At 59.3% G+C, this 25,207-nt stretch carries 27 protein-coding genes; 12 read left to right on the forward strand and 15 right to left on the reverse strand.

Annotation, left to right across the window (positions count from 1 at the left end):
• Nucleotides 1-42: 42 nt before the first annotated feature.
• Together JJD74_RS19495 and JJD74_RS19500 are read left to right on the forward strand one after the other, a co-directional pair.
• A complete protein-coding gene (locus JJD74_RS19495; RefSeq protein WP_042556955.1) occupies nucleotides 43-333 on the forward strand; it encodes a DUF2782 domain-containing protein in 291 nt (96 codons plus the stop codon).
• A gap of 60 nt (nucleotides 334-393) precedes the next feature.
• On the forward strand, nucleotides 394-1,347 hold the full coding sequence (locus JJD74_RS19500) for a homoserine kinase (protein WP_200616592.1): 954 nt from the start codon (nucleotides 394-396) through the stop codon (nucleotides 1,345-1,347).
• A 91-nt stretch (nucleotides 1,348-1,438) separates the two neighbouring features.
• On the opposite strand, the gene JJD74_RS19505 is transcribed toward JJD74_RS19500, so the two are convergent.
• Nucleotides 1,439-2,359: a zinc ABC transporter substrate-binding protein gene (locus JJD74_RS19505; RefSeq protein WP_196304120.1), complete on the reverse strand. Its 921-nt coding sequence runs from the start codon at nucleotides 2,357-2,359 to the stop codon at nucleotides 1,439-1,441.
• 66 nt (nucleotides 2,360-2,425) lie between these two features.
• Between JJD74_RS19505 and JJD74_RS19510 the strand changes: the two genes are divergently transcribed.
• The 4 genes from JJD74_RS19510 to JJD74_RS19525 are packed head-to-tail and all read left to right on the forward strand — an operon-like array spanning nucleotide 2,426 to nucleotide 5,225.
• Nucleotides 2,426-2,908: a Fur family transcriptional regulator gene (locus JJD74_RS19510; protein WP_042556958.1), complete on the forward strand. Its 483-nt coding sequence runs from the start codon at nucleotides 2,426-2,428 to the stop codon at nucleotides 2,906-2,908.
• Nucleotides 2,908-3,693 (forward strand): zinc ABC transporter ATP-binding protein ZnuC, encoded by a 786-nt coding sequence (znuC, locus tag JJD74_RS19515; protein ID WP_042556959.1) that lies wholly within the window; start codon nucleotides 2,908-2,910, stop codon nucleotides 3,691-3,693. Before JJD74_RS19510 ends, znuC begins: the two co-directional genes overlap by 1 nt.
• Nucleotides 3,686-4,474, forward strand: coding sequence for a zinc ABC transporter permease subunit ZnuB (znuB, locus tag JJD74_RS19520; protein ID WP_042556960.1), 789 nt, complete (start codon nucleotides 3,686-3,688; stop codon nucleotides 4,472-4,474). Before znuC ends, znuB begins: the two co-directional genes overlap by 8 nt.
• Nucleotides 4,475-4,511: 37 nt before the next feature.
• The gene (locus JJD74_RS19525; protein ID WP_200616593.1) at nucleotides 4,512-5,225 is read left to right on the forward strand and encodes a PA5502 family lipoprotein; all 714 of its coding nucleotides are present in this window, start codon (nucleotides 4,512-4,514) and stop codon (nucleotides 5,223-5,225) included.
• 80 nt (nucleotides 5,226-5,305) lie between these two features.
• On the opposite strand, the gene katE is transcribed toward JJD74_RS19525, so the two are convergent.
• Nucleotides 5,306-7,447, reverse strand: a complete 2,142-nt coding sequence (gene katE / locus JJD74_RS19530) for a catalase HPII (RefSeq protein ID WP_042556962.1) — start codon at nucleotides 7,445-7,447, stop codon at nucleotides 5,306-5,308.
• 263 nt (nucleotides 7,448-7,710) lie between these two features.
• Here katE and JJD74_RS19535 point away from each other — a divergent pair, with 263 nt between their 5' ends.
• The 3 genes from JJD74_RS19535 to JJD74_RS19545 all read left to right on the forward strand — a co-directional run bounded on the left by JJD74_RS19535 (nucleotide 7,711) and on the right by JJD74_RS19545 (nucleotide 10,240).
• Entirely contained in the window at nucleotides 7,711-8,718 is a 1,008-nt protein-coding gene (locus JJD74_RS19535; RefSeq protein ID WP_042556963.1) for a methionine ABC transporter ATP-binding protein, read from the forward strand.
• The gene (locus JJD74_RS19540) at nucleotides 8,718-9,392 is read left to right on the forward strand and encodes a methionine ABC transporter permease (RefSeq protein WP_042556964.1); all 675 of its coding nucleotides are present in this window, start codon (nucleotides 8,718-8,720) and stop codon (nucleotides 9,390-9,392) included. Before JJD74_RS19535 ends, JJD74_RS19540 begins: the two co-directional genes overlap by 1 nt.
• Nucleotides 9,393-9,469: 77 nt before the next feature.
• Nucleotides 9,470-10,240, forward strand: a complete 771-nt coding sequence (locus JJD74_RS19545) for a MetQ/NlpA family ABC transporter substrate-binding protein (RefSeq protein WP_042556965.1) — start codon at nucleotides 9,470-9,472, stop codon at nucleotides 10,238-10,240.
• A gap of 174 nt (nucleotides 10,241-10,414) precedes the next feature.
• Here JJD74_RS19545 and JJD74_RS19550 read toward each other — a convergent pair whose 3' ends face one another.
• The 5 genes from JJD74_RS19550 to JJD74_RS19570 are packed head-to-tail and all read right to left on the reverse strand — an operon-like array spanning nucleotide 10,415 to nucleotide 14,323.
• On the reverse strand, nucleotides 10,415-11,050 hold the full coding sequence (locus tag JJD74_RS19550) for an SCO family protein (RefSeq protein WP_042556966.1): 636 nt from the start codon (nucleotides 11,048-11,050) through the stop codon (nucleotides 10,415-10,417).
• Nucleotides 11,047-11,946 carry a heme o synthase gene (gene cyoE, locus JJD74_RS19555; RefSeq protein WP_047299204.1) on the reverse strand — a complete coding sequence of 300 codons (900 nt, stop codon included), beginning with the start codon at nucleotides 11,944-11,946 and terminating at the stop codon, nucleotides 11,047-11,049. The genes JJD74_RS19550 and cyoE overlap by 4 nt, the downstream gene beginning before the upstream one ends.
• Entirely contained in the window at nucleotides 11,934-13,013 is a 1,080-nt protein-coding gene (locus JJD74_RS19560; protein ID WP_200616594.1) for a COX15/CtaA family protein, read from the reverse strand. The genes cyoE and JJD74_RS19560 overlap by 13 nt, the downstream gene beginning before the upstream one ends.
• 10 nt (nucleotides 13,014-13,023) lie before the next feature.
• Nucleotides 13,024-13,617 carry a hypothetical protein gene (locus JJD74_RS19565; protein ID WP_200616595.1) on the reverse strand — a complete coding sequence of 198 codons (594 nt, stop codon included), beginning with the start codon at nucleotides 13,615-13,617 and terminating at the stop codon, nucleotides 13,024-13,026.
• Entirely contained in the window at nucleotides 13,583-14,323 is a 741-nt protein-coding gene (locus JJD74_RS19570; protein ID WP_200616596.1) for an SURF1 family protein, read from the reverse strand. Before JJD74_RS19570 ends, JJD74_RS19565 begins: the two co-directional genes overlap by 35 nt.
• A 70-nt stretch (nucleotides 14,324-14,393) precedes the next feature.
• On the opposite strand from JJD74_RS19570, the gene JJD74_RS19575 reads away from it, so the two are divergent.
• Nucleotides 14,394-14,597: a twin transmembrane helix small protein gene (locus JJD74_RS19575; protein ID WP_115147881.1), complete on the forward strand. Its 204-nt coding sequence runs from the start codon at nucleotides 14,394-14,396 to the stop codon at nucleotides 14,595-14,597.
• Between the two features lie 96 nt (nucleotides 14,598-14,693).
• Here JJD74_RS19575 and JJD74_RS19580 read toward each other — a convergent pair whose 3' ends face one another.
• From JJD74_RS19580 to coxB, 4 genes are all read right to left on the reverse strand, one after another.
• Entirely contained in the window at nucleotides 14,694-15,581 is an 888-nt protein-coding gene (locus tag JJD74_RS19580; protein ID WP_042556972.1) for a cytochrome c oxidase subunit 3, read from the reverse strand.
• Nucleotides 15,582-15,605: 24 nt separating this feature from the next.
• A complete protein-coding gene (locus tag JJD74_RS19585; protein WP_042556973.1) occupies nucleotides 15,606-16,157 on the reverse strand; it encodes a cytochrome c oxidase assembly protein in 552 nt (183 codons plus the stop codon).
• Nucleotides 16,158-16,283: 126 nt separating this feature from the next.
• The gene (gene ctaD / locus JJD74_RS19590) at nucleotides 16,284-17,870 is read right to left on the reverse strand and encodes a cytochrome c oxidase subunit I (protein ID WP_042556974.1); all 1,587 of its coding nucleotides are present in this window, start codon (nucleotides 17,868-17,870) and stop codon (nucleotides 16,284-16,286) included.
• An 82-nt stretch (nucleotides 17,871-17,952) separates the two neighbouring features.
• Nucleotides 17,953-19,080 carry a cytochrome c oxidase subunit II gene (gene coxB / locus JJD74_RS19595; protein ID WP_042556975.1) on the reverse strand — a complete coding sequence of 376 codons (1,128 nt, stop codon included), beginning with the start codon at nucleotides 19,078-19,080 and terminating at the stop codon, nucleotides 17,953-17,955.
• 369 nt (nucleotides 19,081-19,449) lie between these two features.
• Here coxB and JJD74_RS19600 point away from each other — a divergent pair, with 369 nt between their 5' ends.
• On the forward strand, nucleotides 19,450-20,100 hold the full coding sequence (locus JJD74_RS19600; RefSeq protein WP_042556976.1) for a hypothetical protein: 651 nt from the start codon (nucleotides 19,450-19,452) through the stop codon (nucleotides 20,098-20,100).
• 134 nt (nucleotides 20,101-20,234) lie between these two features.
• Here the strand turns inward: JJD74_RS19600 and JJD74_RS19605 are convergent, their stop codons facing one another.
• The 3 genes from JJD74_RS19605 to JJD74_RS19615 form a co-directional block, all read right to left on the reverse strand.
• Nucleotides 20,235-21,761 (reverse strand): SulP family inorganic anion transporter, encoded by a 1,527-nt coding sequence (locus JJD74_RS19605; protein ID WP_042556977.1) that lies wholly within the window; start codon nucleotides 21,759-21,761, stop codon nucleotides 20,235-20,237.
• Nucleotides 21,762-21,851: 90 nt separating this feature from the next.
• Complete coding sequence (locus JJD74_RS19610; RefSeq protein ID WP_047299211.1) at nucleotides 21,852-22,580, reverse strand: carbonic anhydrase; 729 nt, start codon at nucleotides 22,578-22,580, stop codon at nucleotides 21,852-21,854.
• A 236-nt stretch (nucleotides 22,581-22,816) separates the two neighbouring features.
• Nucleotides 22,817-23,875: a PA0069 family radical SAM protein gene (locus tag JJD74_RS19615; protein WP_042556979.1), complete on the reverse strand. Its 1,059-nt coding sequence runs from the start codon at nucleotides 23,873-23,875 to the stop codon at nucleotides 22,817-22,819.
• Nucleotides 23,876-24,120: 245 nt separating this feature from the next.
• Between JJD74_RS19615 and JJD74_RS19620 the strand changes: the two genes are divergently transcribed.
• The gene (locus tag JJD74_RS19620; RefSeq protein WP_042556980.1) at nucleotides 24,121-24,423 is read left to right on the forward strand and encodes a hypothetical protein; all 303 of its coding nucleotides are present in this window, start codon (nucleotides 24,121-24,123) and stop codon (nucleotides 24,421-24,423) included.
• 123 nt (nucleotides 24,424-24,546) lie between these two features.
• Here JJD74_RS19620 and JJD74_RS19625 read toward each other — a convergent pair whose 3' ends face one another.
• The gene (locus JJD74_RS19625; protein ID WP_200616597.1) at nucleotides 24,547-25,107 is read right to left on the reverse strand and encodes a hypothetical protein; all 561 of its coding nucleotides are present in this window, start codon (nucleotides 25,105-25,107) and stop codon (nucleotides 24,547-24,549) included.
• Nucleotides 25,108-25,207: the final 100 nt, after the last annotated feature.

The raw sequence follows: 25,207 nt of genomic DNA on the forward strand, positions 1-25,207 counted from the left end.
CTAGAATAGCGGGACCGTTGACGACAAAGGGACAAGGTTATCATGCGTACGTTAAATCGCTTGCTGCTGGTCGGGTTGATTGCTGCTTCACCATTGGCCGCGATGGCGGCGGATGATGCGCCGACGGGGGACCCCGAAGTTACCATTCGCACGGAAGGCGACAAGACCATTCAGGAGTATCGGCAAAACGGTTTCCTGTATGCGATCAAAGTCACGCCGAAGGGCGCACCGCCCTACTTTCTTGTGCGCGCAGACGGGACGGATGCGAACTTCATTCGCTCGGATCAGCCGGATATGCTGATTCCGTCGTGGAAGATTTTCGAATGGAAGTAGTCTCTTAATTTTAATCGGCGCCGCGTTGATCGCGGCGCCCGAACTGAGCAGTTTTTAACCATGTCTGTGTTCACCCCCCTGGCTCGGCCCGAGCTGGAAACCTTTCTCGCCCCTTACGGGCTTGGCCGTCTGCTTGATTTCCAGGGGATTGCCGCCGGCAGCGAAAACACCAATTTCTTCATCAGCCTGGAGCAGGGCGAATTCGTCCTGACCCTGGTCGAACGCGGCCCGGTGCAGGAGATGCCGTTCTTCATCGACCTGCTCGACGTGCTGCACGAAGCCGATCTGCCGGTGCCGTATGCACTGCGCACCATCGACGGCGTGGCGTTGCGTGAACTCAAAGGCAAACCGGCATTGCTGCAACCGCGTCTGGCTGGCAAGCACATCAAGGTCGCCAACGCCCAGCATTGCGCGCAGGTCGGCGAGTTGCAGGCGCATCTGCACCTGGCGACCCAGGGCGAGCACATGATCAAGCGCAAGACCGATCGTGGCCTCGACTGGATGCTGGAGGAGGGCACCGCGTTGCTCTCGCACCTGAGCGATGCGCCGCGCGCGTTGCTGCAAAAGGCGCTGGATGAAATCACTGCGCGCAAAGACAAGATTCTCGCGCTGCCACGGGCGAATATCCACGCCGACCTGTTTCGCGACAACGCGATGTTCGAAGGCACGCATCTGACCGGGCTGATCGACTTCTACAACGCCTGCTCGGGCCCGATGCTCTATGACGTGGCGATTGCGTTGAACGATTGGTGTTCGGACGATGATGGTCTGATCGATGGCCCGCGTGCCCGTGCTTTCCTCGGCGCCTACGCGGCGCTACGGCCGTTTACGGCGGCAGAGGCTGAGTTGTGGCCGACCATGCTGCGAGTGGCGTGTGTGCGGTTCTGGCTGTCGCGGTTGATCGCGGCCGAACAATTTGCCGGGCAGGACGTGTTGATTCACGATCCGCAGGAGTTTGAGCAGCGCCTGGCGCAGCGGCAGATGGTTAGCATTCATCTGCCTTTTGCCCTTTAAAAGCTTCGCGAGCAGGCTCGCTCCCACAGGATTTCATTAATCCTTGTGGAAGCGAGCCTGCTCGCGAATGGGGGCAACACGAATGCCGGGGTTACAACGACTCCAGGCACCCCGCCAAATCATTGCCCAACTTCTCCAGCACCTGCTCATACCCCTGAGCCGTCGCCGGGGTGTAACCGCCCAATGCATCCAGTTCCGCCAGTTTCACCGGCAGGCCGGCGACCAGTGTTTCCGCCAGACGCGGGCGCAATGGCGGCTCGCTGAACACGCAGGTCTTGCCCACTTCCTGCAAACGCTTGCGCATCGCAGCGACGTGCTGGGCACCCGGCTGCACCTCGGCCGCCACGCTGAACACGCCGGTATGCTTCAAGCCGTAAGCGTCTTCGAAGTAGTCGAACGCTTCGTGAAAGACGAAGTACGGTTTGCCTTCAACACTGGCCAGACGCTTCTTCAAACGCAGATCCAACGCATCAAGACGCTCATCGAAAGCCTTGGCGTTACTTTGATAGCGCTCGGCATTCGCCGGATCAGCTGCACTCAAATCAGCGGCCATTTTGTCGGCAATCACCCGCGCGTTCACCGGCGATAACCACAGGTGCGCATCCAGCGTGCCCGGACGGTGATCGTGGTCATGATCGTCGGCTTCTTCGGCGTGGGAATGACTGTCTTCAGCGAAATGGCGAAGTTTCATCCCCGGCAGATCCTGCACCGCGACGCTCGGCTGCGTACGACCGTTCAGCACGCGAGGCAGGAAACCTTCCATGCTCGGGCCGACCCAGTAGAGCAGATCCACCGATTGCACCTTCCGTACGTCGGATGGACGCAGCGCATAGTTGTGCGGCGAGGCACCCGGCGGCAGCAGTACCTCGGGAATCGCCACGCCGTCCTGCACGGCTGCGGCAATCAGCTGCAGCGGTTTGATGCTGGTGAGCACTTTGACCTCGGCCTGAGCCGAACCGATCAGCAGGAAACTGGCGACAAACGCCACAAAAACAGAAAAAAGTCGGGACACGATGACCACTCAAGGAGGCGAGAACGGGTAACATAATAACGTCTCTATCAAAACTCGTCGCCGCCCATGCCTATTACACCGATCGCCAGCCGTCCCCACGACCACTCTCATTGCGTGCACAGCGCTTTGTCCGAGGCCGATACTTTGTGTGCACAGAAAGGCTTGCGCCTGACTGCGTTGCGCCGCCGAGTGCTGGAGCTGGTGTGGCAAAGCCATAAACCGCTGGGTGCCTACGACATTCTGGCGGTGCTGAGCGAGCAGGACGGCCGCCGCGCCGCGCCGCCGACCGTATACCGGGCGCTGGATTTCCTGCTGGAAAACGGCCTGGTGCATCGCATCTCCTCGCTCAACGCCTTTGTTGGCTGTGTGCACCCGGAACATGCGCATCAGGGCCAGTTCCTGATCTGCCGCGAATGCCACGCTGCCATCGAGCTTGAGCAAAAAGTGATCAGTGACGCAATCATCAACAGCGCCATGGATGTCGGTTTTATCGTCGAAGCGCAGACCGTCGAAGTGGTCGGCCTGTGCTCCGGTTGCCAGGGGGCTTGATGAGCAATGCGCTGATCCGTCTGGAGCAAGTCGCCGTCACGTTTGGCGGACAAACCGTGCTGGACAACATCGAGCTGAGCGTCGAGCCGGGGCAGATCGTCACCCTGATCGGCCCCAATGGTGCGGGCAAGACCACGCTGGTGCGCGCCGTGCTCGGATTGTTGAAACCGAACAGTGGCAGCGTCTGGCGCAAGCCGAAACTGCGTGTCGGCTACATGCCGCAAAAGCTCCACGTCGATCCGACCTTGCCGCTCTCGGTGCTGCGGTTTCTGCGTTTGGTGCCGGGCGTTGATCGCCCGCGTGCACTGGCGGCTCTGAAAGAAGTCGGTGCCGAGCACGTCATCGACAGCCCGGTGCAGAGCGTTTCCGGTGGTGAAATGCAGCGCGTACTGCTCGCCCGAGCCCTGCTGCGCGAACCGGAACTGCTGGTGCTCGATGAGCCAGTGCAAGGCGTAGATGTCGCTGGCCAGGCGGAGCTGTATAGCCTGATCACCCGGCTGCGCGATCGCCACGGCTGCGGCGTGCTGATGGTTTCCCACGATTTGCATCTGGTGATGAGCACCACCGACCAGGTGGTCTGCCTCAATCGTCACGTCTGCTGCTCTGGGCATCCCGAGCAAGTCAGCGGCGATCCGGCGTTTGTCGAGCTGTTCGGCAAGAACGCGCCGAGCTTGGCGATTTATCACCACCACCACGACCACGCCCACGATCTGCACGGTTCAGTGGTCAAGGGCCCGGTTTCGGGCCAACCCCACGTTCATGGAGACAACTGCAAGCATGGCTGATTTTCTGTTGTATGCCCTGCTTGCAGGTCTGGCGCTGGCGGTGGTCGCAGGGCCGCTTGGCTCGTTTGTGGTGTGGCGGCGCATGGCGTATTTCGGCGATACCTTGTCCCATGCCGCATTGCTCGGCGTGGCGCTGGGCTTTCTGCTGGATGTCAGCCCGACGGTTGCGGTCACGGTCGGTTGCCTGCTGCTGGCGGTGTTGCTGGTCACGTTGCAACAGCGTCAGCCGCTGGCATCCGACACGCTTTTGGGAATTCTCGCACCGAGCACGCTCTCTCTCGGGCTTGTCGTACTAAGCTTCATGCATGAAGTGCGGATCGACCTGATGGCCTATCTGTTCGGTGACCTGCTGGCGATCAGCCCGACTGACCTGGCGTGGATCCTCGGCGGCAGCGCGGCGGTGCTGGTGTTGCTGGTGACGCTGTGGCGGCCTCTGCTGGCGATCACCGTGCATGAGGAACTGGCCAGGGTTGAAGGCCTGCCGGTCGCGGGTTTGCGCATGGCGCTGATGTTGTTGATCGCGGTGGTGATCGCGGTGGCGATGAAAATCGTCGGCGTATTGCTGATTACTTCGCTGTTGATCATTCCGGCGGCTGCGGCACAGCGTCACGCTCGTTCACCAGAGCAGATGGCGCTGGGCGCGAGCCTGCTGGGCATGCTCGCCGTGTGTGGCGGGCTGGCGTTGTCATGGTTCAAGGACACCCCGGCGGGGCCGTCAATCGTTGTGACGGCGGCCGCACTGTTTCTGCTGAGTTTTGTTCTGCCTCGTCGTGGGGTGTAGACTTGGCCGCTTTTTGCGCAATTAGAGAGTCGCAGGAATGAAGCCGTTCGCCTCCCGTTATCTGCTCCTTGTCGCATTTTCAGTGCTGCTGGGCGCCTGCCAAAGCACGCCGCCGGTGGCTGAAGCCCCCGATGCGCGGGCTACGGCCATCGCGCAGCTGGAACAAAGCCTGGCCAGCAGCGAATTGGCCACTGCCGAAGCCCAGTTGGCCACTTTGCAGACTGAAACCCCCAACGATCAATCCCTTGAGCAATATCAACGGCAATTGGCCGAGGCGTATCTGCGTCGCAGCCAGATCGTCTTGCAAAAGGGTGATGTAAACGCTGCTGCAACTGCTTTGAGCCGTGCACGTGTATTGATGCCCAAGGCCCCGGCGCTGACCGGTGGCGTCAACGGCGCCATTACCGAAGCACGCAAGGCCGAGCTTGAAAAAGCCGAGGCGGCGTTGCTCGCTGCGGAAGCCCGGCCGAAAGCCAAAGTGATTGACCCGACAGCCGAAAGCACCACGGTTGCGCTGAATATCACCGATAGTCACAAACTTCGCCGCCAATTGGATGCGATCGCCGCCGATGTAGTGAATTACGAGTGTGCGGTGACTATTCAGGCGCCACGTACCAATGACTATCCATGGTTGGCGAATTTGCTGACCAAGCGTGTGAAGAAATTGAATCCGGATTTTGATCTGAAGATCGAGAAGCAGATTCTGCGCACGGTGCCGGCGCAGATGGTGCTGAGTCCGCGTAAACCGTAAAAAGATCGCAGCCTCCGGCAGCTCTTACAGGGAGAATGTGAACCCATGTAGGAGCTGCCGAAGGCTGCGATCTTTTGCTTTTACGCCGGAACGGCTTTCGCCTTAGGCTCCCGAGCCCAAACCCGATGCTGCCCGATCGCGGCAAAGAACGGTTTGGTCAACGCCCCGACATCCTTACCCTCGAGCAACCCGGCATCCGCCTCCAGCTTCAGCACATCCAGCAATTGCTTGGCTTCGCCGTGCAAGGCAATCGCCTTCAGGTGCTTGTACGCCTCCAGCACGTAATGCAACGCCACGCCGTCACCGCTCAACGCTTTGATCGACGCCGCGCCACCCGGCACGAACACCGCATCGAAGATCACGGAAGGCATGCCTTCCATCGATGCATCCACCGGCAGGCTTTTGCCATCGGCGGTTTTTACCGGCGCCGAGGTCGGGCCGAGCAATTTAGCGTGCGCACCTTCAGCGGCCAGTGCTTTCTTCATTGCATCAATCGCTGCACCATCGACGCCGTTGGCAGCAAGAATCGCTACTTTTCGCGTCTTGATGTTTTCTGGCAACAAATTGGCCTGGCTCAGCGCCGGTGAGTGATCGAAAGACGTTTTGCGCGCTTCGACCGTGCCTTTGGTGGGTGCCGGAAGACCGAGATTTTCCGCCACGCGCTTGGCAAGTTCCAGATCGATGTTCGCCAGAATTTCGTTCACTTCCCGTGCACGGATGAACTCGCGCTCAACCTTGCCCAGCTCGAAGCTGTAAGCGGCAATGATGTGTTCCTTCTCATGCTCGCTCATGCTGTTGAAGAACAAGGTTGCCTGCGAGAAGTGATCGCTGAACGACTGGCTGCGCTGACGGATCTTGGCGGCGTCGATGCGTTCCGGATAGCTCTCGAAACCACCGTCCTGCGCGGCCGGTGGCGTTTCTTTCGGCCAACCGCCGTCAATCGAATTCGGCTCGTAAGAGGCGCGCCCCTTGTCGATGGTTGTGCGGTGCTGAGCATCGCGCTGACCGTTGTGGAACGGCGCCACCGGGCGGTTGATCGGCAGCTCATGAAAGTTCGGCCCACCGAGTCGGCTGATTTGCGTATCGGTGTAGGAAAATAGCCGACCTTGCAGCAGCGGATCGTTGGAGAAGTCGATACCCGGAACAATGTGGCCAGGGCAGAACGCAACCTGCTCGGTCTCGGCGAAGAAGTTGTCCGGGTTGCGGTTGAGGGTCATTTTGCCCAGCGGCGTGATCGGCACGATTTCTTCCGGGATCAGCTTGGTCGGGTCGAGGATGTCGAAGTCGAAATCGTGCTCGTTTTCCTCCTCGATGATCTGCACGCCCAATTCCCATTCCGGGTAGTCGCCCATCTCGATGGCTTCCCAGAGATCGCGACGGTGATAGTCGGTGTCTTTACCGGCGAGCTTCTGCGCTTCGTCCCACACCAGCGAGCAAGTCCCCGCAGTTGGGCGCCAGTGGAATTTGACGAAGCGCGATTTGCCCTCGGCATTGATCAGGCGGAAGGTGTGCACGCCAAAGCCCTGCATGCTGCGAAGGCTCTTCGGGATCGCCCGGTCGGACATCGCCCAGATGACCATGTGCGCCGACTCCGGCACCAGCGACACGAAGTCCCAGAAGGTGTCGTGAGCCGAGCCACCGGTAGGGATTTCGTTGTGCGGTTCAGGTTTTACCGCGTGGACGAAATCAGGGAACTTGATCGCGTCCTGAATGAAAAACACCGGCATGTTGTTACCGACCAGGTCGAAGTTGCCCTCGTCGGTGAAGAACTTCACGGCAAACCCGCGCACGTCACGCACGGTGTCGCCGGAACCGCGTGGCCCTTGCACCGTGGAAAAGCGGACGAACACCGGGGTTTTCTTCCCTGGATCCTGTAGAAATCCGGCTTTGGTCAGCGCAGCATGATTTTCATAGGCTTGAAAAAAACCATGGGCCCCGGTGCCGCGGGCGTGGACGATACGCTCCGGGATACGCTCATGGTCAAAATGCGTGATTTTTTCACGCATGATGAAATCTTCCAGCAGCGACGGCCCGCGCTCACCGACCTTGAGGGTGTTCTGGTTGTCGGCAACCTTCACGCCTTGGTTGGTGCGCAGTGCCTGGCCGGTGGCGTCGGAGCGAAAAGTCTCCAGACTGTCGAGCTTGGCGTTGGTGTTGGCGCGATCCGGGGTATCGGTTCCGGCCATTTCACTTTTTGCAGGGGCAGGTTTCTTGGTACTCATCAGACGTAAACTCCTCGTTTGACCCCCGGGACGTGCCGAGGACTCTTGAGTGGTTCCCGGGCACGGCACCCAGGCTTTCAAGTCGCTTAAGTAGTGACCGATGACAAGGAACGGGCGTTCCTTTTTTATGACCTTTGATCTTCTTATTGCCAATTCGAAGGTTAAATGCGAAATAAATGCTAAGAACCTCTATACGGACAGGCTAAAATGCGCGCCCGGCTAACCGCTGATCCTTTTCTAACGCGCCCCACAAGGTTCGCTACGTGATCGAGTTTCAAAACGTCCACAAGACTTACCGCGTCGCCGGTAAGGACATCCCCGCCCTGCACCCGACCAGTCTCTCGATTGAGAACGGTCAGGTCTTCGGTCTGATCGGCCATTCCGGCGCGGGAAAAAGTACCCTGCTGCGTCTGATCAATCGCCTGGAAGAATCCAGTGGCGGCAAGATCTTCGTCGACGGCGAAGAAGTCACCGCGCTGGACGCCAACGGCCTGCGCCGTTTCCGCCAGCAAGTCGGGATGATCTTCCAGCACTTCAACCTGCTCGCTTCCAAGACTGTCGCCGACAACGTTGCGTTGCCGCTGACCTTGGCCGGCGAGTTGTCGAGCAGCGAAATCGACAAACGTGTGGCCGAGTTGCTGGCGCGGGTCGGTCTTTCCGACCACGCCAGGAAGTACCCGGCGCAGTTGTCCGGTGGCCAGAAGCAGCGTGTCGGCATCGCCCGCGCGTTGGCGACCAAGCCCAAGATTCTGCTGTGCGACGAAGCCACCAGCGCTCTCGACCCGCAGACAACGGCCTCGGTCCTGCAACTGCTGGCCGAGATCAATCGCGAGCTGAAACTGACCATCGTACTGATCACCCACGAGATGGACGTCATCCGCCGTGTGTGCGATCAGGTCGGTGTGATGGATGCCGGCGTGATCGTCGAGCAAGGTTCGGTGGCCGATGTGTTCCTGCATCCGCAGCACCCGACCACCAAGCGTTTCGTGCAGGAAAGCGAGCAGATCGACGAAAGCGAACAGCGCGATGACTTCGCTCACGTGCCGGGCCGTATCGTGCGTCTGACTTTCCAAGGCGAAGCGACCTACGCGCCGTTGCTCGGTACCGTCGCCCGCGAGACCGGTGTCGACTACAGCATCCTGGCCGGTCGTATCGATCGCATCAAAGACGTTCCGTACGGGCAATTGACCCTCGCCGTCACCGGTGGCGACATGGAAGCGGCGTTCGCTCGCTTCACCGCCGCTGACGTTCACATGGAGGTCCTGCGTTAATGGAAGCCTTTATGAGCTTTTTCGCCAATATCGACTGGTACGAAATCTGGCTGGCCACCGGCGACACGATGCTGATGCTCGGCGGTTCGCTGCTGTTCACCGTGCTGCTCGGTCTGCCGCTGGGTGTGCTGCTGTTTTTGTGCAGCCCGCGTCAGTTGCTGGAAAACCGCGGTGTCTACGCGTTCATGTCGCTGGCGGTGAACATCCTGCGCTCGCTGCCGTTCATCATTCTGCTGATCGTGATGATCCCGTTCACCGTGCTGATCACCGGCACCTCGCTGGGCGTGGCCGGTGCGATTCCGCCGCTGGTGGTGGGTGCCACGCCGTTCTTCGCGCGTCTGGTGGAAACCGCGCTGCGTGAAGTCGATCGCGGCATCATCGAGGCGACCCAGTCGATGGGCGCGACCACTCGGCAGATCATCGTCAACGCGTTGCTGCCAGAGGCCCGTCCGGGCATCTTCGCAGCGATTACCGTGACAGCGATTACACTGGTTTCCTACACGGCGATGGCCGGTGTGGTGGGTGCCGGTGGCCTGGGCGACCTGGCGATCCGTTTCGGCTACCAGCGTTTCCAGACTGACGTGATGATCGTCACCGTGGTGTTGCTGCTGATCCTGGTGCAAGTGTTGCAAATGGTGGGCGACCGACTGGTCGTGCATTTCTCGCGCAAATAACCGGTTTTTGTAATCAAGAGATGAGCCGGCCATTCGCTGGCAGGCGCCAGACGGGCGCCTCATAAGGAGTTAGCTGAATGAAAAAACTGATCGCTGCTTTCGCTGCCGTTGCGGCATTCTCGGCCCACGCCGAAACCCTGACCGTTGCCGCCAGCCCGGTGCCGCACGCTGAAATCCTCGAGTTCGTGAAGCCTGCACTGGCCAAAGAAGGCGTGGATCTAAAGGTCAAGGTCTTCACCGACTACATTCAGCCGAACGTACAGGTTGCCGAAAAGCGTCTGGACGCCAACTTCTTCCAGCACCAGCCGTACCTCGATGAATTCAACAAGGCCAAGGGCACCAGCCTGGTTGCCGTGACCGGCGTACACCTGGAACCACTGGGCGCGTACTCGAGCAAGATCAAGAAGATCGAAGAATTGCCAGGCGGCGCCAACGTGGTCATCCCGAACGACGCCACCAACGGCGGCCGTGCGCTGTTGCTGCTGGCCAAGGCTGGCGTGATCACCTTGAAGGACCCGACCAACATCCTGTCGACCATCAAAGACATCGCGCAAAACCCGAAAGACCTGAAGTTCCGCGAACTGGAAGCCGCGACCATCCCGCGTGTGCTGACTCAGGTCGATCTGGCGCTGATCAACACCAACTACGCGCTGGAAGCCAAGCTCGATCCGTCCAAGGACGCGCTGGTGATTGAGGGTAATGACTCGCCTTACGTGAACATTCTCGTGTCCCGTGCGGACAACAAGGACAGCGACGCGATGAAGAAACTGGCCGCGGCCCTGCACAGTCCGGAGGTGAAGCAATTCATTACCGAGAAGTACAAGGGTGCGGTGTTGCCGGCGTTCTGATTCAGATTGCTGCAACGAAAAGGGGACGCCATGTGCGTCCCCTTTTTTGTGCCCGAAAACACAGTCCCTTGTGGGAGCGAGCCTGCTCGCGAAAGCGGTGTGTCAGGCAATGTAGATGTTGACTCTGCCGACCTCTTCGCGAGCAGGCTCGCTCCCACAGGGGGCAGTGGCGTGTTATTTGCGGTTAAGCATCACCGGCAACTGCGCCACCAGTTTGGCGTTGTTCAGCGGCGCCCGAATAAACCCGCGCTGCGTGCCGTCCGGCCCGATTACCGCCAGATTGCCGCTGTGATCCACCGTGTAATTCGGCTTGCTGGTGTCCGCTGGAATAAACGGAATGCTCACCGCGTTGGCGACTTTCTGCAGTTCTTCGATCGAGGTTGGCGTCAGGCCGATGAATTGCGGATCGAAGTAGCCCAGATACTGTTTCAGCTGCTTCGGGTTGTCCCGGTTCGGGTCGACGCTGACCAGAACGATCTGCAACTTGTCCACAGCGTCCTTCGGCAGTTCACTTTTGATCTGGCGCAGTTGCGCGAGGGTGGTCGGGCAGATATCCGGGCAGAAGGTGTAGCCAAAAAACAGCAGACTCCACTTGCCCTTGAGCTCATTGATCGCGACCGGTTTGCCGTCCTGGTCCGTCATCGTCACGTCCGGCAGATTGCGGCTCTGCGGCAGCAGGATGATGCCGGCGTCGATCAACGCGGTCGGGTCGCCCTGGCCCTTGCCGCTCAGCACTTTGTTGACGGTAAGGCCGAGGATCAACGCGACCACGGCGACGAGGATGAAAACGGTTTTCTGGGTTCGAGTCATAGGTTCAACAGTAAGTAGTGGTCTACGAGCAGGGCGATGAACAACAGGAACAAGTAATAAATAGAGTACTTGAAGGTGTTGATCGCCGCGTGCGGCCGAGTGCCACGGTACAGCACCACGGCCCATTGCAGAAACCTCGCGCCCAGGGCGAGGGCGCAAACGAGGTAGAGCATGCCGCTCATGTGGATCACATACGGCAGCAGGCTCACGGCCAGCAGCGCAAAGGTGTACAGCAGAATGTGCACTTTGGTGTAGTGCTCGCCGTGGGTGACCGGCAGCATCGGGATGTCGGCCTTGGCGTATTCCTCTTTGCGATGAATCGCCAGCGCCCAGAAGTGCGGCGGGGTCCAGGCGAAGATGATCAGCACCAACAGCAACGGTTCGGCGCTGACATGGCCAGTGGCGGCGGTCCAGCCGAGCAGCGGCGGCGCGGCGCCGGCCAGACCACCGATGACGATGTTCTGCGGCGTCGCGCGTTTGAGGAAACCGGTGTAAACCACCGCGTAACCAAGCAACGAAGCGAGCGTCAGCCACGCCGTCAGCGGATTGGTGAAGGTCAGCAACAACGCCTGCCCCAGCAGCGCCAATACCAGCGCAAACGTCAGCGCGGCGGCAGGTGACACCCGGCCCTCGGCCAACGGCCGTTTGTGGGTGCGCGCCATCAGCGCGTCGATGCGTCGATCCACCACATGATTGACCGCCGCCGCGCCGCCGGCACACAGCGCAATCCCCAGGTTGCCGAACACCAGCACCGTCCACGGCACCCCGGCGCGGGTCGCGAGAAACATGCCGACCAGCGAGGTGATGAGCATCAGCACCACCACTTTCGGTTTGGTCAGCTCCAGATAATCGCGCCACAACGCCTGCGCGGGACGTTCGCCAATCAGAATCGCCACGGCGTTTCTCCTTTTATTGTGATGGGCGCCGCCGAGTGTTTACGCGGGCTCAAGCGCCACCGCGCAATCAGCGGCTGCTTGACCCGAACCAGGCTGGTGCGCGCGTGATAATTGACCAGCACCATCGACAACAACAGTGCTGCGCCGCCCGCGTTGTGGGCGACGGCGATTGGCAGCGGCAGATGGAACACCACGTTGCTGATGCCAAGGGTGATTTGCGCGGCGAGGGCGATGAGCACCAGGCCGGCCAGTCGGGTCATGCCAACCACTTTCAGTTGCCAGGCCAGACCGAGCAGCACCAGCGTTACCAGCAGCGCGCCGATGCGATGGGTCAGATGAATCGCCGTGCGTGCGTCGCTGTCGAGTTGTCCGCCCAGGTAATTCGGGCCGATATGTTGGGTCAGATGAAAGCCATTGGCGAAATCAGCGGCTGGCAGCCAATCGCCATGGCACGTCGGGAAGTCGATGCAGGCCACCGCCGCGTAGTTGGAACTGACCCAGCCACCGAGGGCGATCTGGCCGATCACCAGCAACAGTCCGGCCGTCGCCCAGTACTGCAAACGCTTTGGCACGGTCAGCGCCGGCAGCACACCGGACAATCTCAGGGTCAGCAAAAACAACAGACTCAACGTCGCGAAACCACCGAGCAAATGCCCGGTGACCACTTGTGGCCAGAGCTTGAGCGTCACTGTCCACATGCCGAACGCGGCTTGTGCGATGACCACCGCCAGCAAGAACAGTGGCAGTTTCAATGGCAGGCCCGGATGACGCCGATTGACCCACGCGCGGCCGGCCAGCACTGAGATGAGCAGGCCGAGGGCGCCAGCGAAGTAGCGGTGGATCATCTCATTCCAGCCCTTGTGTGCTTCGACCGGCGCCTCGGGGAAATGCAGTTCGGCATGGGCCAGTTGGGCTTCGCTTTTCGGCACGCTGATAAATCCGTAGCAACCCGGCCAGTCCGGGCAACCGAGGCCGGCGTGGGTCAGGCGTGTGTAGGCGCCGAGCAGCACCACAATCAGTGCCAGCAGGGTGGCAAACAGCGCGAGGCGAAATCCAGGTTTGGCCATGACGATGCCCTTATCCGATGTTCGACAGTTTCAGCAGATGGCGCAGGTCGTTGAGCAGATCCTTACCCTTTACGTTCGGGCCGTAGCGCAGCACGAGGTTGCCGTGCGGATCGATAATCCACAGCTGCGGCGTCGCGTTGTCCCCTGTTGTCTTGCCGAATGTCGCAGCATCCAGCGGATAGCGTTGCAGCTGCGGATATTCGCGGGTCAGTTTGGCGTCGTAGTCGCTGCTCAACGGCTGCGCGGCGGCGAGGGCATGGGTGGCGCGCCCGGCCTCACGACCGAGGCCGATCTGGATCTGCCGCGCCAGATACACCAACTGCTGGCAATCTACCGAGCAGTCCTTGGGCGCGGTCACCAGCATCTGCCAGCGTTGTTCATCGGCTTGCACGCCGATGTCGGCGCGGGTCTGGCCGTTGCCGAGCAGTTCACCGTGATAGCTGCGACCTTCCGGCACCCAGAACTGCAATTTGTACATGCCGGTGGCGAGAAGCATCGGGCCGACTACACCGAGCACGATCAGCAACAGTTGCATGCGTCCGCGTCGGCGACTGACCGGGACTTTGGTTTCAGACATGCTGGGTGGATTCATGGCCGTTCCCATGGTGTTTCTCCTTGGCGTTGTGCCAGCCGAGATAAAGGTAGAGACCGAGCAGTGCAATGCTCATGGCGAACCACTGCACGGCGTAACCGAGGTGTTTTTCCGGGCCCATCGCGACCACCGGCCAATCGGCTTGATAGCTGGCCGGGCCGGATTCGGCGCGTAACTCATAGGCGTAGCCGTCGCGCTCGAGGGTTTTCCACAGTTTGGCCGGCTCGACGGCGGTGATGGTTTGCGGCCAGGTCTGGCTGACCGGATCGGCGTGCAACTGGAAAGTCGCGCCGGGGGCGACGTAAACCCAGGCATCGATATTCAGCGATTCGGTTGGCGTGCTGAATTGCGGCGGTACGCGGCGATCCGGCCACGGCAGCCAGCCGCGATTGACCAGCAGCCACAGACCGCTGCGCTGATCCTGAAACGGTTGCAGTACTTCGACGCCGACTTTGCCGTCACGCTGGCGGTTATCGAGTAACAGGCTGTGGGCACCATCGAACTGGCCCTGCAGATGCACGCGGCGATAGGCCGGGTCGGCGCTGGTCAGTAGTTCGCTGCTGGCCATCGGCTCGGCGGCGCGGCGTTCGGTGTAAGTGGCGAGCAGGGCGGTTTTCTCCGCGCCACGGCCCAGTTGCCAGAAACCCAGTGACACCAGCAGCGGCAGCAACAACGCCACCACCACGGTCGGAATCACACCCGGGCGAAAGCGCTTCATGCTTGCGCCACAAAGTCAGTCGTCGCGATCGCTATACTCAACTGCATCGCCTGTCCCCCGGAGTCTTCCCATGCTCAAAACAGCTATCGTCCTGATGCTGATTGCCACGGTGATCAGCCTGTTCAGCGGCCTGTTTTTCCTGGTCAAGGACGACAGCAGCTCGAATCGACTGGTCATCGCCTTGAGTGTTCGGGTGGCATTGGCCGCTGGAACCGTCGGCCTGATTGCCTGGGGTTTCTACAGCGGCCAACTGGTGTCCCACGTGCGGTGGTAGCTGCAAGCGGTAAGCTACAAGCTGCAAGTTAGAAGCCTTACCGCTTTGAGCTTGAAGCTTGAAGCTTGAAGCTGTTGTTGTGGCTTGTAGCTGTTGTTAAAGCACATAAACGAAGATGAACAAGCCGATCCACACCACGTCGACGAAGTGCCAATACCAGCTCGCCGCTTCAAAGCCGAACTGATGCTCGTTGTCGAAGTGGCCCTTCATGATCCGCATCAGCATCACAAACAGAATGATCGTGCCGATGGTCACGTGGGCGCCGTGGAAACCGGTGAGCATGAAGAACGTCGCGCCGTAGATGCCCGAACCCAGGGTCAGGCCCAGCTCCTTATAAGCGTGAATGTATTCTTCGGCCTGGAAACCAAGGAACGCACAGCCCAGCAACACGGTGATCGCCAGCCAGATTTTCAGCGCGCCGCGATGGCCTTTCTTCAGCGCATGGTGGGCGATGGTGATGGTCACGCTTGAGCTGACCAGCAGAATCGTGTTGATCAGCGGCAAGCCCCACGGACTGATGACGTCCTTGGCCGGCGGGAACAGTTTCGGGTCCGGCGTGTTCAGCAGCGGCCAGGTGAACTGAAAGTTTGGCCAAAGCATGTGCGCGACCCCTTTGGGGCCTTCACCTCCGAGTGCCGGGCCGGAAATGTGCCGCACGTAGAACAGCGCACCGAAGAAAGCGACGAAGAACATCACCTCGGAGAAGATGAACCAACTCATGCCCCAGCGGAACGAGCGGTCCAGCTGCGCGCTGTATAGCCCCGCGCGGCTTTCCTTGATCACCGTGCCGAACCAGCCGAACAGCATGTACGCCACCAGCAGGCCACCGACGAAAAAGATCAGCGGGCCGTGGGATTCCGGGCGTGCTGCCTTCAGGTCGTTGAACCAGACGGCCAGACCGTACACGGTGACCAACATCCCGATCGTGGCGATGATCGGCCACTTGCTCTGGGCCGGAACGTAATAGTGCTCATGAGTTGCCATTTATTGTTCTCCTTATCGGGCACGCTAACCGCCAGTGTTTACAGCCACCGGTGGATGTCGGGCGGTGATATCGAACAGCGTGTAGGACAGCGTCAGGTGCTTCACTTCCTTGGGCATGTCGCGGTCAACAATGAAACGCACCGGCATTTCGATCTGTTGCCCGGGCTGCAGCACCTGCTGGGTAAAGCAAAAGCATTCGGTCTTGTGGAAATATGCGGCGGCATTACTCGGCGCGATGCTCGGTACGGCTTGCGCACTCATCGGTTTGTCGGTGGGGTTGCGGGCGATGAAGATCATCTCGTTGACCGCGCCGGGGTTGGCCGTGAGTTCATCGTGCTTGGGATAGAAATCCCATGGCATGTCGGCAGTGTTGGTCGACAGAAACTGCACGCGAACCTGGCGCGAGGTATCAACCACCTGCTCCCCCTCGTACTGGCCGCCGGTCTTGCCGTTGATGCCGAAGGCTTTGCACATCACGTCGTAGATCGGCACCAGGGCAAAACCGAAAATGAACATCGCGACCACCACACCGAGCAGGCGGGTGACCAGTTTTTTCAGCGAGATCGAGTCAGCCATGGTTCATGCCTCTCATCAGATCTCTTGTGGGAGCGAGCCTGCTCGCGAAGCAGACAACTCGGTGCATCAGATGAACCGCGTCATCGTTCTTCGCGAGCAGGCTCGCTCCCACAGGGAGTTCTGTGTTCATTTCACTTCCGGCGGCGTAGTGAAGGTGTGATACGGCGCCGGCGACGGCACGCTCCACTCCAGGCCTTCGGCGCCATCCCACGGTTTGGCCGGTGCCGGTTCGCCGCCACGGATAGTCTTGATGACGATGAACAGGAAGAAGATCTGCGTGGCGCCGAACATGAACGCGCCGATCGAGGAGACCATGTTGAAGTCGGCGAATTGCAGGTTGTAGTCCGGAATCCGCCGCGGCATTCCCGCAAGACCGACAAAGTGCATCGGGAAGAAGGCCATGTTCATCCCGATGAATGACAACCAGAAATGCAGCTTGCCGAGGGTTTCGTCGTACATGTGCCCGGTCCATTTCGGCAGCCAGTAATAGGCCGAGGCGAAGATCCCGAAGATCGCCCCCGGCACCAGCACGTAGTGGAAATGCGCAACCACGAAGTAGGTGTCCTGATACTGGAAGTCCGCCGGGGCGATGGCCAGCATCAGCCCGGAAAACCCGCCAATGGAGAACAGGATGACGAACGCCACGGCGAACAGCATCGGCGTTTCGAAGGTCAGCGAGCCTTGCCACATGGTGCTCGCCCAGTTGAACACCTTGACCCCGGTGGGCACGGCGATCAGTAGCGTGGCGTACATGAAAAACAGCTCGCCCACCAACGGAATACCGACCACAAACATGTGGTGCGCCCAGACAATGAACGACAGGAACGCGATGCTCGCCGTGGCGTAGACCATCGAGGTGTAGCCGAACAGCGGTTTGCGCGAGAACGTCGGGATGATCGAGCTGACGGCGCCGAACGCCGGCAGGATCATGATGTACACCTCGGGGTGGCCGAAGAACCAGAACACATGCTGGAACAACACCGGGTCACCGCCACCGGCAGCACTGAAGAAACTGGTGCCGAAGTGGATGTCCATCAGCATCATCGTCACGCATCCGGCCAGCACCGGCATCACCGCGATCAGCAGGAACGCGGTGATCAGCCAGGTCCAGACGAACAGCGGCATTTTCATCAACGTCATGCCGGGCGCGCGCAGGTTGAGGATGGTCGCGACCACGTTGATCGCGCCCATGATCGAACTGATCCCCATCAGGTGAATGGCAAAGATGAAGAACGTCACGCTTTCAGGTGCGTAAGTCGTCGATAACGGTGCGTAGAACGTCCAGCCGAAGTTCGGCCCGCCACCGGGGCTGAACAGGGTTGAAACCAGCAGCAGGAACGCCGCCGGCAGCAGCCAGAAGCTGAAGTTGTTCATGCGCGGCAGGGCCATGTCCGGCGCGCCGATCATCAACGGGATCATCCAGTTGGCGAGGCCGACGAACGCCGGCATCACCGCACCGAACACCATCACCAAACCGTGCATGGTGGTCATCTGGTTGAAGAACGCCGGTTCGACGATCTGCAAACCGGGCTGGAACAGCTCGGCGCGGATCACCATAGCGAACGAGCCGCCGAGCAGGAACATGCAGAACGCAAACCACAGGTACAGCGTGCCGATGTCCTTGTGGTTGGTGGTCAGCACCCAGCGCATCAGGCCTTTGGCCGGGCCGTGGGCGTGGTCGGCGTGACCGTGGTCATCGATGACAGCGCTCATGGCCGGTCTCCTTCAAGCGAGTGGACGGGGCGGGCCGGGGCGCGGAGCCCCGACCGATTCACGAAGTACGCAATAGACCGGCTCATTTGCTTTCCGCCTGTTTCAGCTCCAGCACTTCTTTTGGCGTCACCATGTCGCCCTTGTTGTTGCCCCACGCATTACGTTCGTAGGTCACAACGGCGGCAATATCGACTTCCGACAACTGTTTGCCGAACGCCGCCATGGCGGTGCCGGGCTTGCCGTGGAAGACGATGCTCAGGTGATCCTTGATCGGGCCGGTGGCGATTTTCGAGCCTTTGAGCGCCGGGAACATCGGCGGCAGGCCCTGGCCTTCGGCCTGGTGACAGGCGACGCAAGCGGTGTGATAGACCTTGTCGCCGCGCTCCTTGAGCTCATCGAGGGTCCATTCCTTGCTGGTCAGTTCTTTGAGCTGCGCAGCCTCGGCTTTGCGCTCGGCGAGCCAGGTTTCGTAGTCGGCTTTATCCTTGACCTCGACCACGATCGGCATGAAGCCGTGATCCTTGCCGCACAGTTCGGCGCACTGGCCACGGTAAATGCCCGGTTTGTCGACGCGGGTCCAGGCTTCGTTGACGAACCCCGGAATCGCATCGCGCTTGACCGCAAAGGCCGGCACCCACCAGGAATGGATCACGTCAGCGGAGGTCACGAGGAAGCGCACCTTGGCGCCGGTCGGCAGCACCAGCGGCTTGTCGACCTCAAGCAGGTAATGCTCGCCCTTGGCTTCCTTGTTCTGGATCTGCTCGGCGGGAGTGGCCAGGTTGCTGAAGAACTCGACGTCCTGACCCAGGTATTTGTAATGCCACTTCCACTGATAACCGGTGATCTGGATATCGATATCCGGCTCACTGCTGTCGTACATCTTGATCAGGGTGGCGGTCGCCGGCACGGCCATCGCTACCAGAATCAGCAGCGGTACGACGGTCCAGAGAATTTCGACGGTGGTGCTTTCGTGGAATTTTGCGGCGACCTGCCCGGTAGAGCGGCGGTGCACCATCATCGACCAGAACATGGCGCCGAAGACGATGACCCCGATCACCACACAGATCCAGAAAATGGTCATGTGCAGGTCGAATACTGCGTGACTGATTTCAGTCGCTCCAGGCGCCATATTCACAGTCCAGGCCGCATTGGCCGGGCTGAAAATCGACCACAACAGGAGGCCCATCCAGACGTGTGGATGTCGCATCATTGCGGGTTCCCCTTATCGTTCTTGTTATCCCGGAGGCTTTCGCCTGCGGCAAGGGAGCGGCTGCATCAGACTACGAACTTGAATCGCCGAGCCTTGCTGCGGGTGCAGTCGGGCGTCATCAGCTAACTCCATTCACTGGCGAGTATAGACAGCGACTGAGAATTGCAATGTTTGCTCGTAAATGATCTGAAACAGCGAGCACTTGCGTTCAAGGGCAGGAATGGAGAAGGATGCAGACGAGTGGTGGCAAACAGATATAACGCGGGCGCATCAAGGATGAAATAATTATGACAAATGCGTCTTAGCATTTTTCGTAAGCCAGCTAACTTATGTCTTCCCTATTTCACTGCCTTGTTCCCTGGAGTTTTCATGAACACCGCCGCATTGCGCGAGCAGATCCAAAAAGCCCAACAGCACGAGAAAGAAACCGGCCTGCTGACCCGTCAGCTGGAAAGCAAGCTGCCTCATTTACACCCGGCGATCCAATTGCCGGAAGCCGACGCCAATGGTGTGCTGACGCGTTTTGTCGCCGCCTACATCGATGAAGTACCGGACCTGCTGGATGCAGCCAACGAAGTCGCCAGGGAAGCGGGAATTGAATCGCAGATCAAACCGGTGCTCAGAATCGCCGAGCAGTACTTCCTCCAGCCGCCAGCCATCATGGCCGGGCACGTTGGCCTGGACAGCCTGCTGGACGAAGCCTATCTGGCACACCGTTTTGTCGAAGAGGTCAATGACCTGTACATCAAGCATTTCGGCCAGCCCTTGATCCCCTTGGACATGACGGTCGCCAACTTGATTGCTCACCAGTTGATCGGTGAGGAATTTGCCAACCAACTGGACGAAGCGGTACATCACGCCATCGACGAGATGCTCAACGACGAAAGTTTTGCGCTGGAATCAGTCGAGATCTACCGCGAAAAACTCAGCAGCCCTGAGACCGGTGCGGCGTGGAAACGCTGGCCTTGCATGAGCCGCCGATTGGGTGTGGGTTTGGAGCTGGATCAGCCTGCTGCGTAACTTTCACACACCACAAATCCAATGTGGGAGCGAGCCTGCTCGCGAATGCGGTCGATCATTCAACATCTCTGTTGCCTGATATACCGCTTTCGCGAGCAGGCTCGCTCCCACAGGGTTGTGTTCACAATAAATGTTTAGCCGGCTGCGCCGATTCCGGTATTGGTCCGCACCCTGCCTTCAAGCCGTCGCTTCAACCCACGCGACTCGATCACCAGTTTCGACCCCTTTGCCGCATTCGCCCGGCCCCATTCTTCCAGCAACTCCAGACACGAATGGTCGATGTAGCTCAGATTATTGAGCGGCACATGCACCGTCGAGCCTGCTGGAATCGTGTTAAGCACCTGGGTCAGCGCCGGTACTTTGAGGAAGGTCGCCGCGCCGATCAGGCGTAACTCCATTTCCCCTTCCGGCGGCAGGTCGATCAAGCTGATCTTCAGGCGCGAGGCCTTGAAGGCCAGTTTCACCAGCGTCAGACCAAAACCGATCAGCACACCGGTCAGCAGGTCAGTGAAGATGATCGCCAGCGCCGTGGCGGCGTAGGTGAACATCGGCATCCGCCCATAACGGCTCAGACCACGGAAGGCTTTCAGGTCGACCAGTTTGAAGCCGGTATACACCAGCACACCCGCCAGACTCGCCACCGGAATGCTTTGCAGCACACTCGACAGCAACAGCACGAACGCCAGCAGCCACAGACCATGGAAGATCGTCGAGTAACGCGTGGTTGCACCGGCCTGGACGTTGGCCGAACTGCGCACGATCACCCCGGTCATCGGCAGTGCGCCGAGCAGACCGCAGAGCATGTTGCCGACACCTTGCGCCGAGAGTTCACGGTCGAAGTCCGAACGCACGCCATTGTGCATGCGGTCTACCGCGGCGGCCGACAACAGGGTTTCCGCGCTGGCGATAAACGCCACGGCGAACGCGGCGATCAGCAGCGTCGGATCGGCCAGACTGAGCAGGTCTGCCGGTTTCAACCAGTCGATGGCTTCCGCCAGATTCGCCGGCACCTCAACCCGCTTCACCTGCAACGCCAGCAGCAGACTGGCGCCCGTCGCCAGGCCAACACCGAGCAATGCGCCGGGAACGAACCGCAGCGAGTGCGGGCGGAATTTCTCCCACAGCCACATCACCGCAATCGTCGACAACCCGAGCAGGCCTGCCTGCCAGCCAAACGACGGCAAGGCTTGCGCCACTGCGGCGGGGAATGCCGTGAGGTTATCCAGCCCGGAAGGTTTCGGCGACGCATCGAGCATCACATGCACCTGTGACAGCACGATCAACACGCCAATCCCCGCAAGCATGCCGTAGACCACCGCTGGCGCCGTGACCCGAAACCAGCAGCCGAGCTTCAGTCGCCCGGCCACCAGTTGCAGGAAACCGGCGAGTAGCAAAATCGGCCCGAGCATCTCGATACCGTGCTGGCGCACCAGTTCGAACACCAAAACCGCCAGACCCGCCGCCGGCCCGCTGACCTGTAACGGTGAACCCGCCAGCCAGCCCACCACCAGACCACCGATGATTCCGGTGATCAAACCCTTCGCTGGCGGCAACCCTGAAGCGATTGCAATGCCCATGCACAACGGCAGGGCGACCAAAAACACAACCACGGATGCGAGCAGCTCCCGTGGCAACACAGCTTTCAATTGAGCAGCACGCATGGTGATTCTCCCGAAGTTTTCTTCAGGCGTGGCGAGGCCGGGCCGCTGAAACAGCGGCCGGCGTCAAACCACACAGATTGTCAGGAAGATTTAGAAGCGCGCTTTGGGCGTGGCCACCGGAATCGGATGGCTGCCATCGAGCGGCAGGAAACGGCCCTGATCCGCGTCGTAAGCTTTGATTTCACTGGTTTCGATGTTGTAGACCCAGCCATGGATGAACAGATGACCGTTCGCCATGCGTGAGGCTACCGAGGGATGGGTACGCAAGTGCTGCAATTGGGCGATGACGTTTTCCTCGGTGAGGATCGGCATACTTTCTTTTTCGTCGGCGCAGTGACAGTTCTCATGCACCATGGTTTTCGCGACTTCGGCGTGGCGCAACCAGGCTTTGACCGTCGGCATTTTTTCCAGGCTATCGGGGTTGAGCACCGCACGCATGGCGCCGCAATCGGAGTGGCCGCAGATGATGATGTGCTGCACGCCCAGCGCCAGTACCGCGTATTCGATGGCAGTGGAAACGCCGCCGTTCATCTGGCCGTAAGGTGGTACGACGTTGCCGACATTACGCGTCACGAACAGATCGCCGGGCGAGCTCTGGGTAATCAGTTCGGGAACGATGCGCGAGTCGGCGCAAGTGATGAACATCGCCTTGGGCGCTTGTGCCGTGGCGAGTTTCTTGAAGAGTTCTTCCTGCTGCGGGAAGACCTCATGATGAAAATGTAAAAAGCCGTCTACGATCTGTCGCAGCGCTGCATCGGCGGATTCCGCTTCAGGGGTTTGCGCCGACGCAGCCAGCGGCTGTTTATCCTTGTCACTCATGATTCATCCTCTTTGGCGGATTCAGGGAGTCTTGCCCCGGTATTCCGGTATGAAGCCAGTGGCTGTTTAAAACATCCGGGTCATCCCGACCCGTCAGTCACTCGATGAACAAGGTAGCCGCCGAAACTTAACTCAAACTGAATCAAACGCTCTAGAACGTGTGTTCCAGGTCACAAAAAACGTGACTGAGGTTTCGGCGGAAGGTTTCCAACCCCTCGACCATAAGGCAATTGTCGCTAAATCAACGACATCTGGCGACCCGGCGGACAGAAGGCTGTGCAATCAAGGTTGTAGCCTTCGCGATGATTGAGGCCAAGACGCTTGATCGCCTTGGCAAAGCGCTGGGCGAGCAGATCGGCGAACGGCCCTTCGCCCCGCATGCGCGCACCGAAACGGCTGTCATAAAGCTCACCGCCACGGCTCTGGCGAATCAGGCTCAGCACGTGTGCTGCCCGTTGCGGGTAGTGCGCTTGCAGCCATTCCTCAAACAACGGCGCCACCTCCAGCGGCAGGCGCAGCATCATGTACGCAGCGCTTTGCGCACCGGCAGCGTGGGCTTCGGTGAGCAGTCCTTCGATCTCGCTGTCGTTGATCATCGGAATCATCGGTGAACACAGCACACCGACCGGAATGCCCGCTTCGCGCATCACCCGGATCGCCCGCAACCGCGCCTTGGGCGCTGCGGCGCGCGGCTCGAGGATGCGTTTGAGTTCGTCGTCCAGCGTCGTGAGGCTGATCATCACGGCCACCAGTCGCTGCTGCGCCAGTTCGGTCAGCAAGTCGAGATCGCGCAGGATCAGCGAGCCCTTGGTGACGATGGTTACCGGATGCCGATAGCGCAAAAGCACTTCGAGGATCTGACGGGTGATTTTATGTTCGCGTTCGATCGGCTGATACGGATCGGTATTGGAACCCAGGTTGATCGGTGCACATTGATAGCCGCGTTTGCTCAACTGTTCTTCCAGCACCTGCGCGGCGTTGGTCTTGGCGATCAGCCTGGTTTCGAAGTCCAGCCCGGGCGACATGTCCCAATAGGCGTGGCTGGGCCGAGCGTAGCAATAGATGCAGCCATGCTCGCAGCCGCGATAGGGATTGATGGAGCGATCAAAGGGCAGGTCGGGCGAAGTGTTGCGGGTAATGATGGTTTTTGCGGTTTCGATCATCACCTCGGTGTTTTGCGTTTCGGGCACTTCCTGATACCAGCCGTCGTCCTCCGCCACCGAGCGGTTTGGCGCGAAGCGGTTGTGCGGGTTGGTCGCGGTGCCGCGACCGCGAGGGGGGAGAGGGCTGATCATTGGGCGAACCTCGTGTCTGTATATGCATACAGTATATGAGCAGGACCGGGACGATCCAGTACCGTTCGGCCACAGAAAAGCCGTCGCGGATCATTCTCGCGATTCTGTTCGCTGTTTATATAAATAGTTAGAACCAGAGACAACCCGGGAAACATATGTTTGGTTGTGAAGGGAAGTTATCAAATATAGCCTTCGCAACTTACCGGCACTGATGCCTGTGTATTAATTATAAAAGGATTTAATTTATGTCGTTTCTCAATCAGCGTGGTGTTTTTCTGCAAATGATGCTGCCGAGCCAATCTGAGCCCAATACCATTGTTTCGATGCAACTTGCTCGCAAGGAACTGGGCTGGGACGCGGAAGAGCAGCTGTCGACCGAGTCCTTGGTTGATTCGATTTATGTTGTCGCGGTGTCCAGCGATCGTGGCAAGTCGTTCACCATCCGCACCGATAAGAAGGATGTGGACGGCGACGGCGATATTGATAGCGATGACAAGGCCAAGTTGGAGGCATTGGCCAAGGCTTATGTGAGTATCGTCAATCCGTAACAGAAAGTTTTACTGCGTTTTAATCGGCGCAAAAGAAAGCCCTGCATAGATGGTTTATGCAGGGCTATTCATTGCCAATCAATTCCTTTCGGCGACCCGGTTAACGCGAGTCGGGCAACGGGTTCATCCAGCGAAGCCTCTCATTGAAACAAACGAATTCGCGATATTGACGAAAATCAGTTTGTCATTGGCATCAGAGTCTTCATCACCGTCAGCATCGATGTTGAATTTGCCTTCGCCCTCCAATGTATCCTCCACCTTATAAAAACCTGTGGCATTGATCTTTAACTTTACGTTAGCGTCAGGCTGAGACAGATCGTGATTTGAAACTTTGAATAGATCAATATTCACGCATGTCGGTTTAGCCGTTCTCGCTTGACCGTCAGACGATATGAGGATGCAGCTGTACAGGCGACCCTCGCCCACAGTGCTCAAACCTGCCAACTTCGAGGCCAGACTCGCCGCGACGGTATAGGTGTCCGTGTCAAATTCATCTACCCCGTCATTTCCCTCGACATCATCCACCCCTTCGGCGCGGTCGTATTCCCCCTGGGCGTTGGCGTAAGTCGTGACAACTGCATCAGGTTTGAGATTGTTCGCATAGCCATTGTTATAACGGGAAATTACAGCTTCTTGCTTACCGTCTGCATTAATGTCGGCGGCGGCAAAAACTGAGTGCAACACCTGACCTTTCCGGTACGGTGCTGCCCCTATGTCTTATACCGAACTCAGCGTTGAAGAGCGCGCCACCATTCAAATCGGTCGTACCCAAGGCTTCAGCCTG

The sequence above is a fragment of the Pseudomonas sp. MF6776 genome, assembly GCF_016613125.1.
In the GTDB taxonomy this organism is placed as follows: domain Bacteria; phylum Pseudomonadota; class Gammaproteobacteria; order Pseudomonadales; family Pseudomonadaceae; genus Aquipseudomonas; species Aquipseudomonas iridis.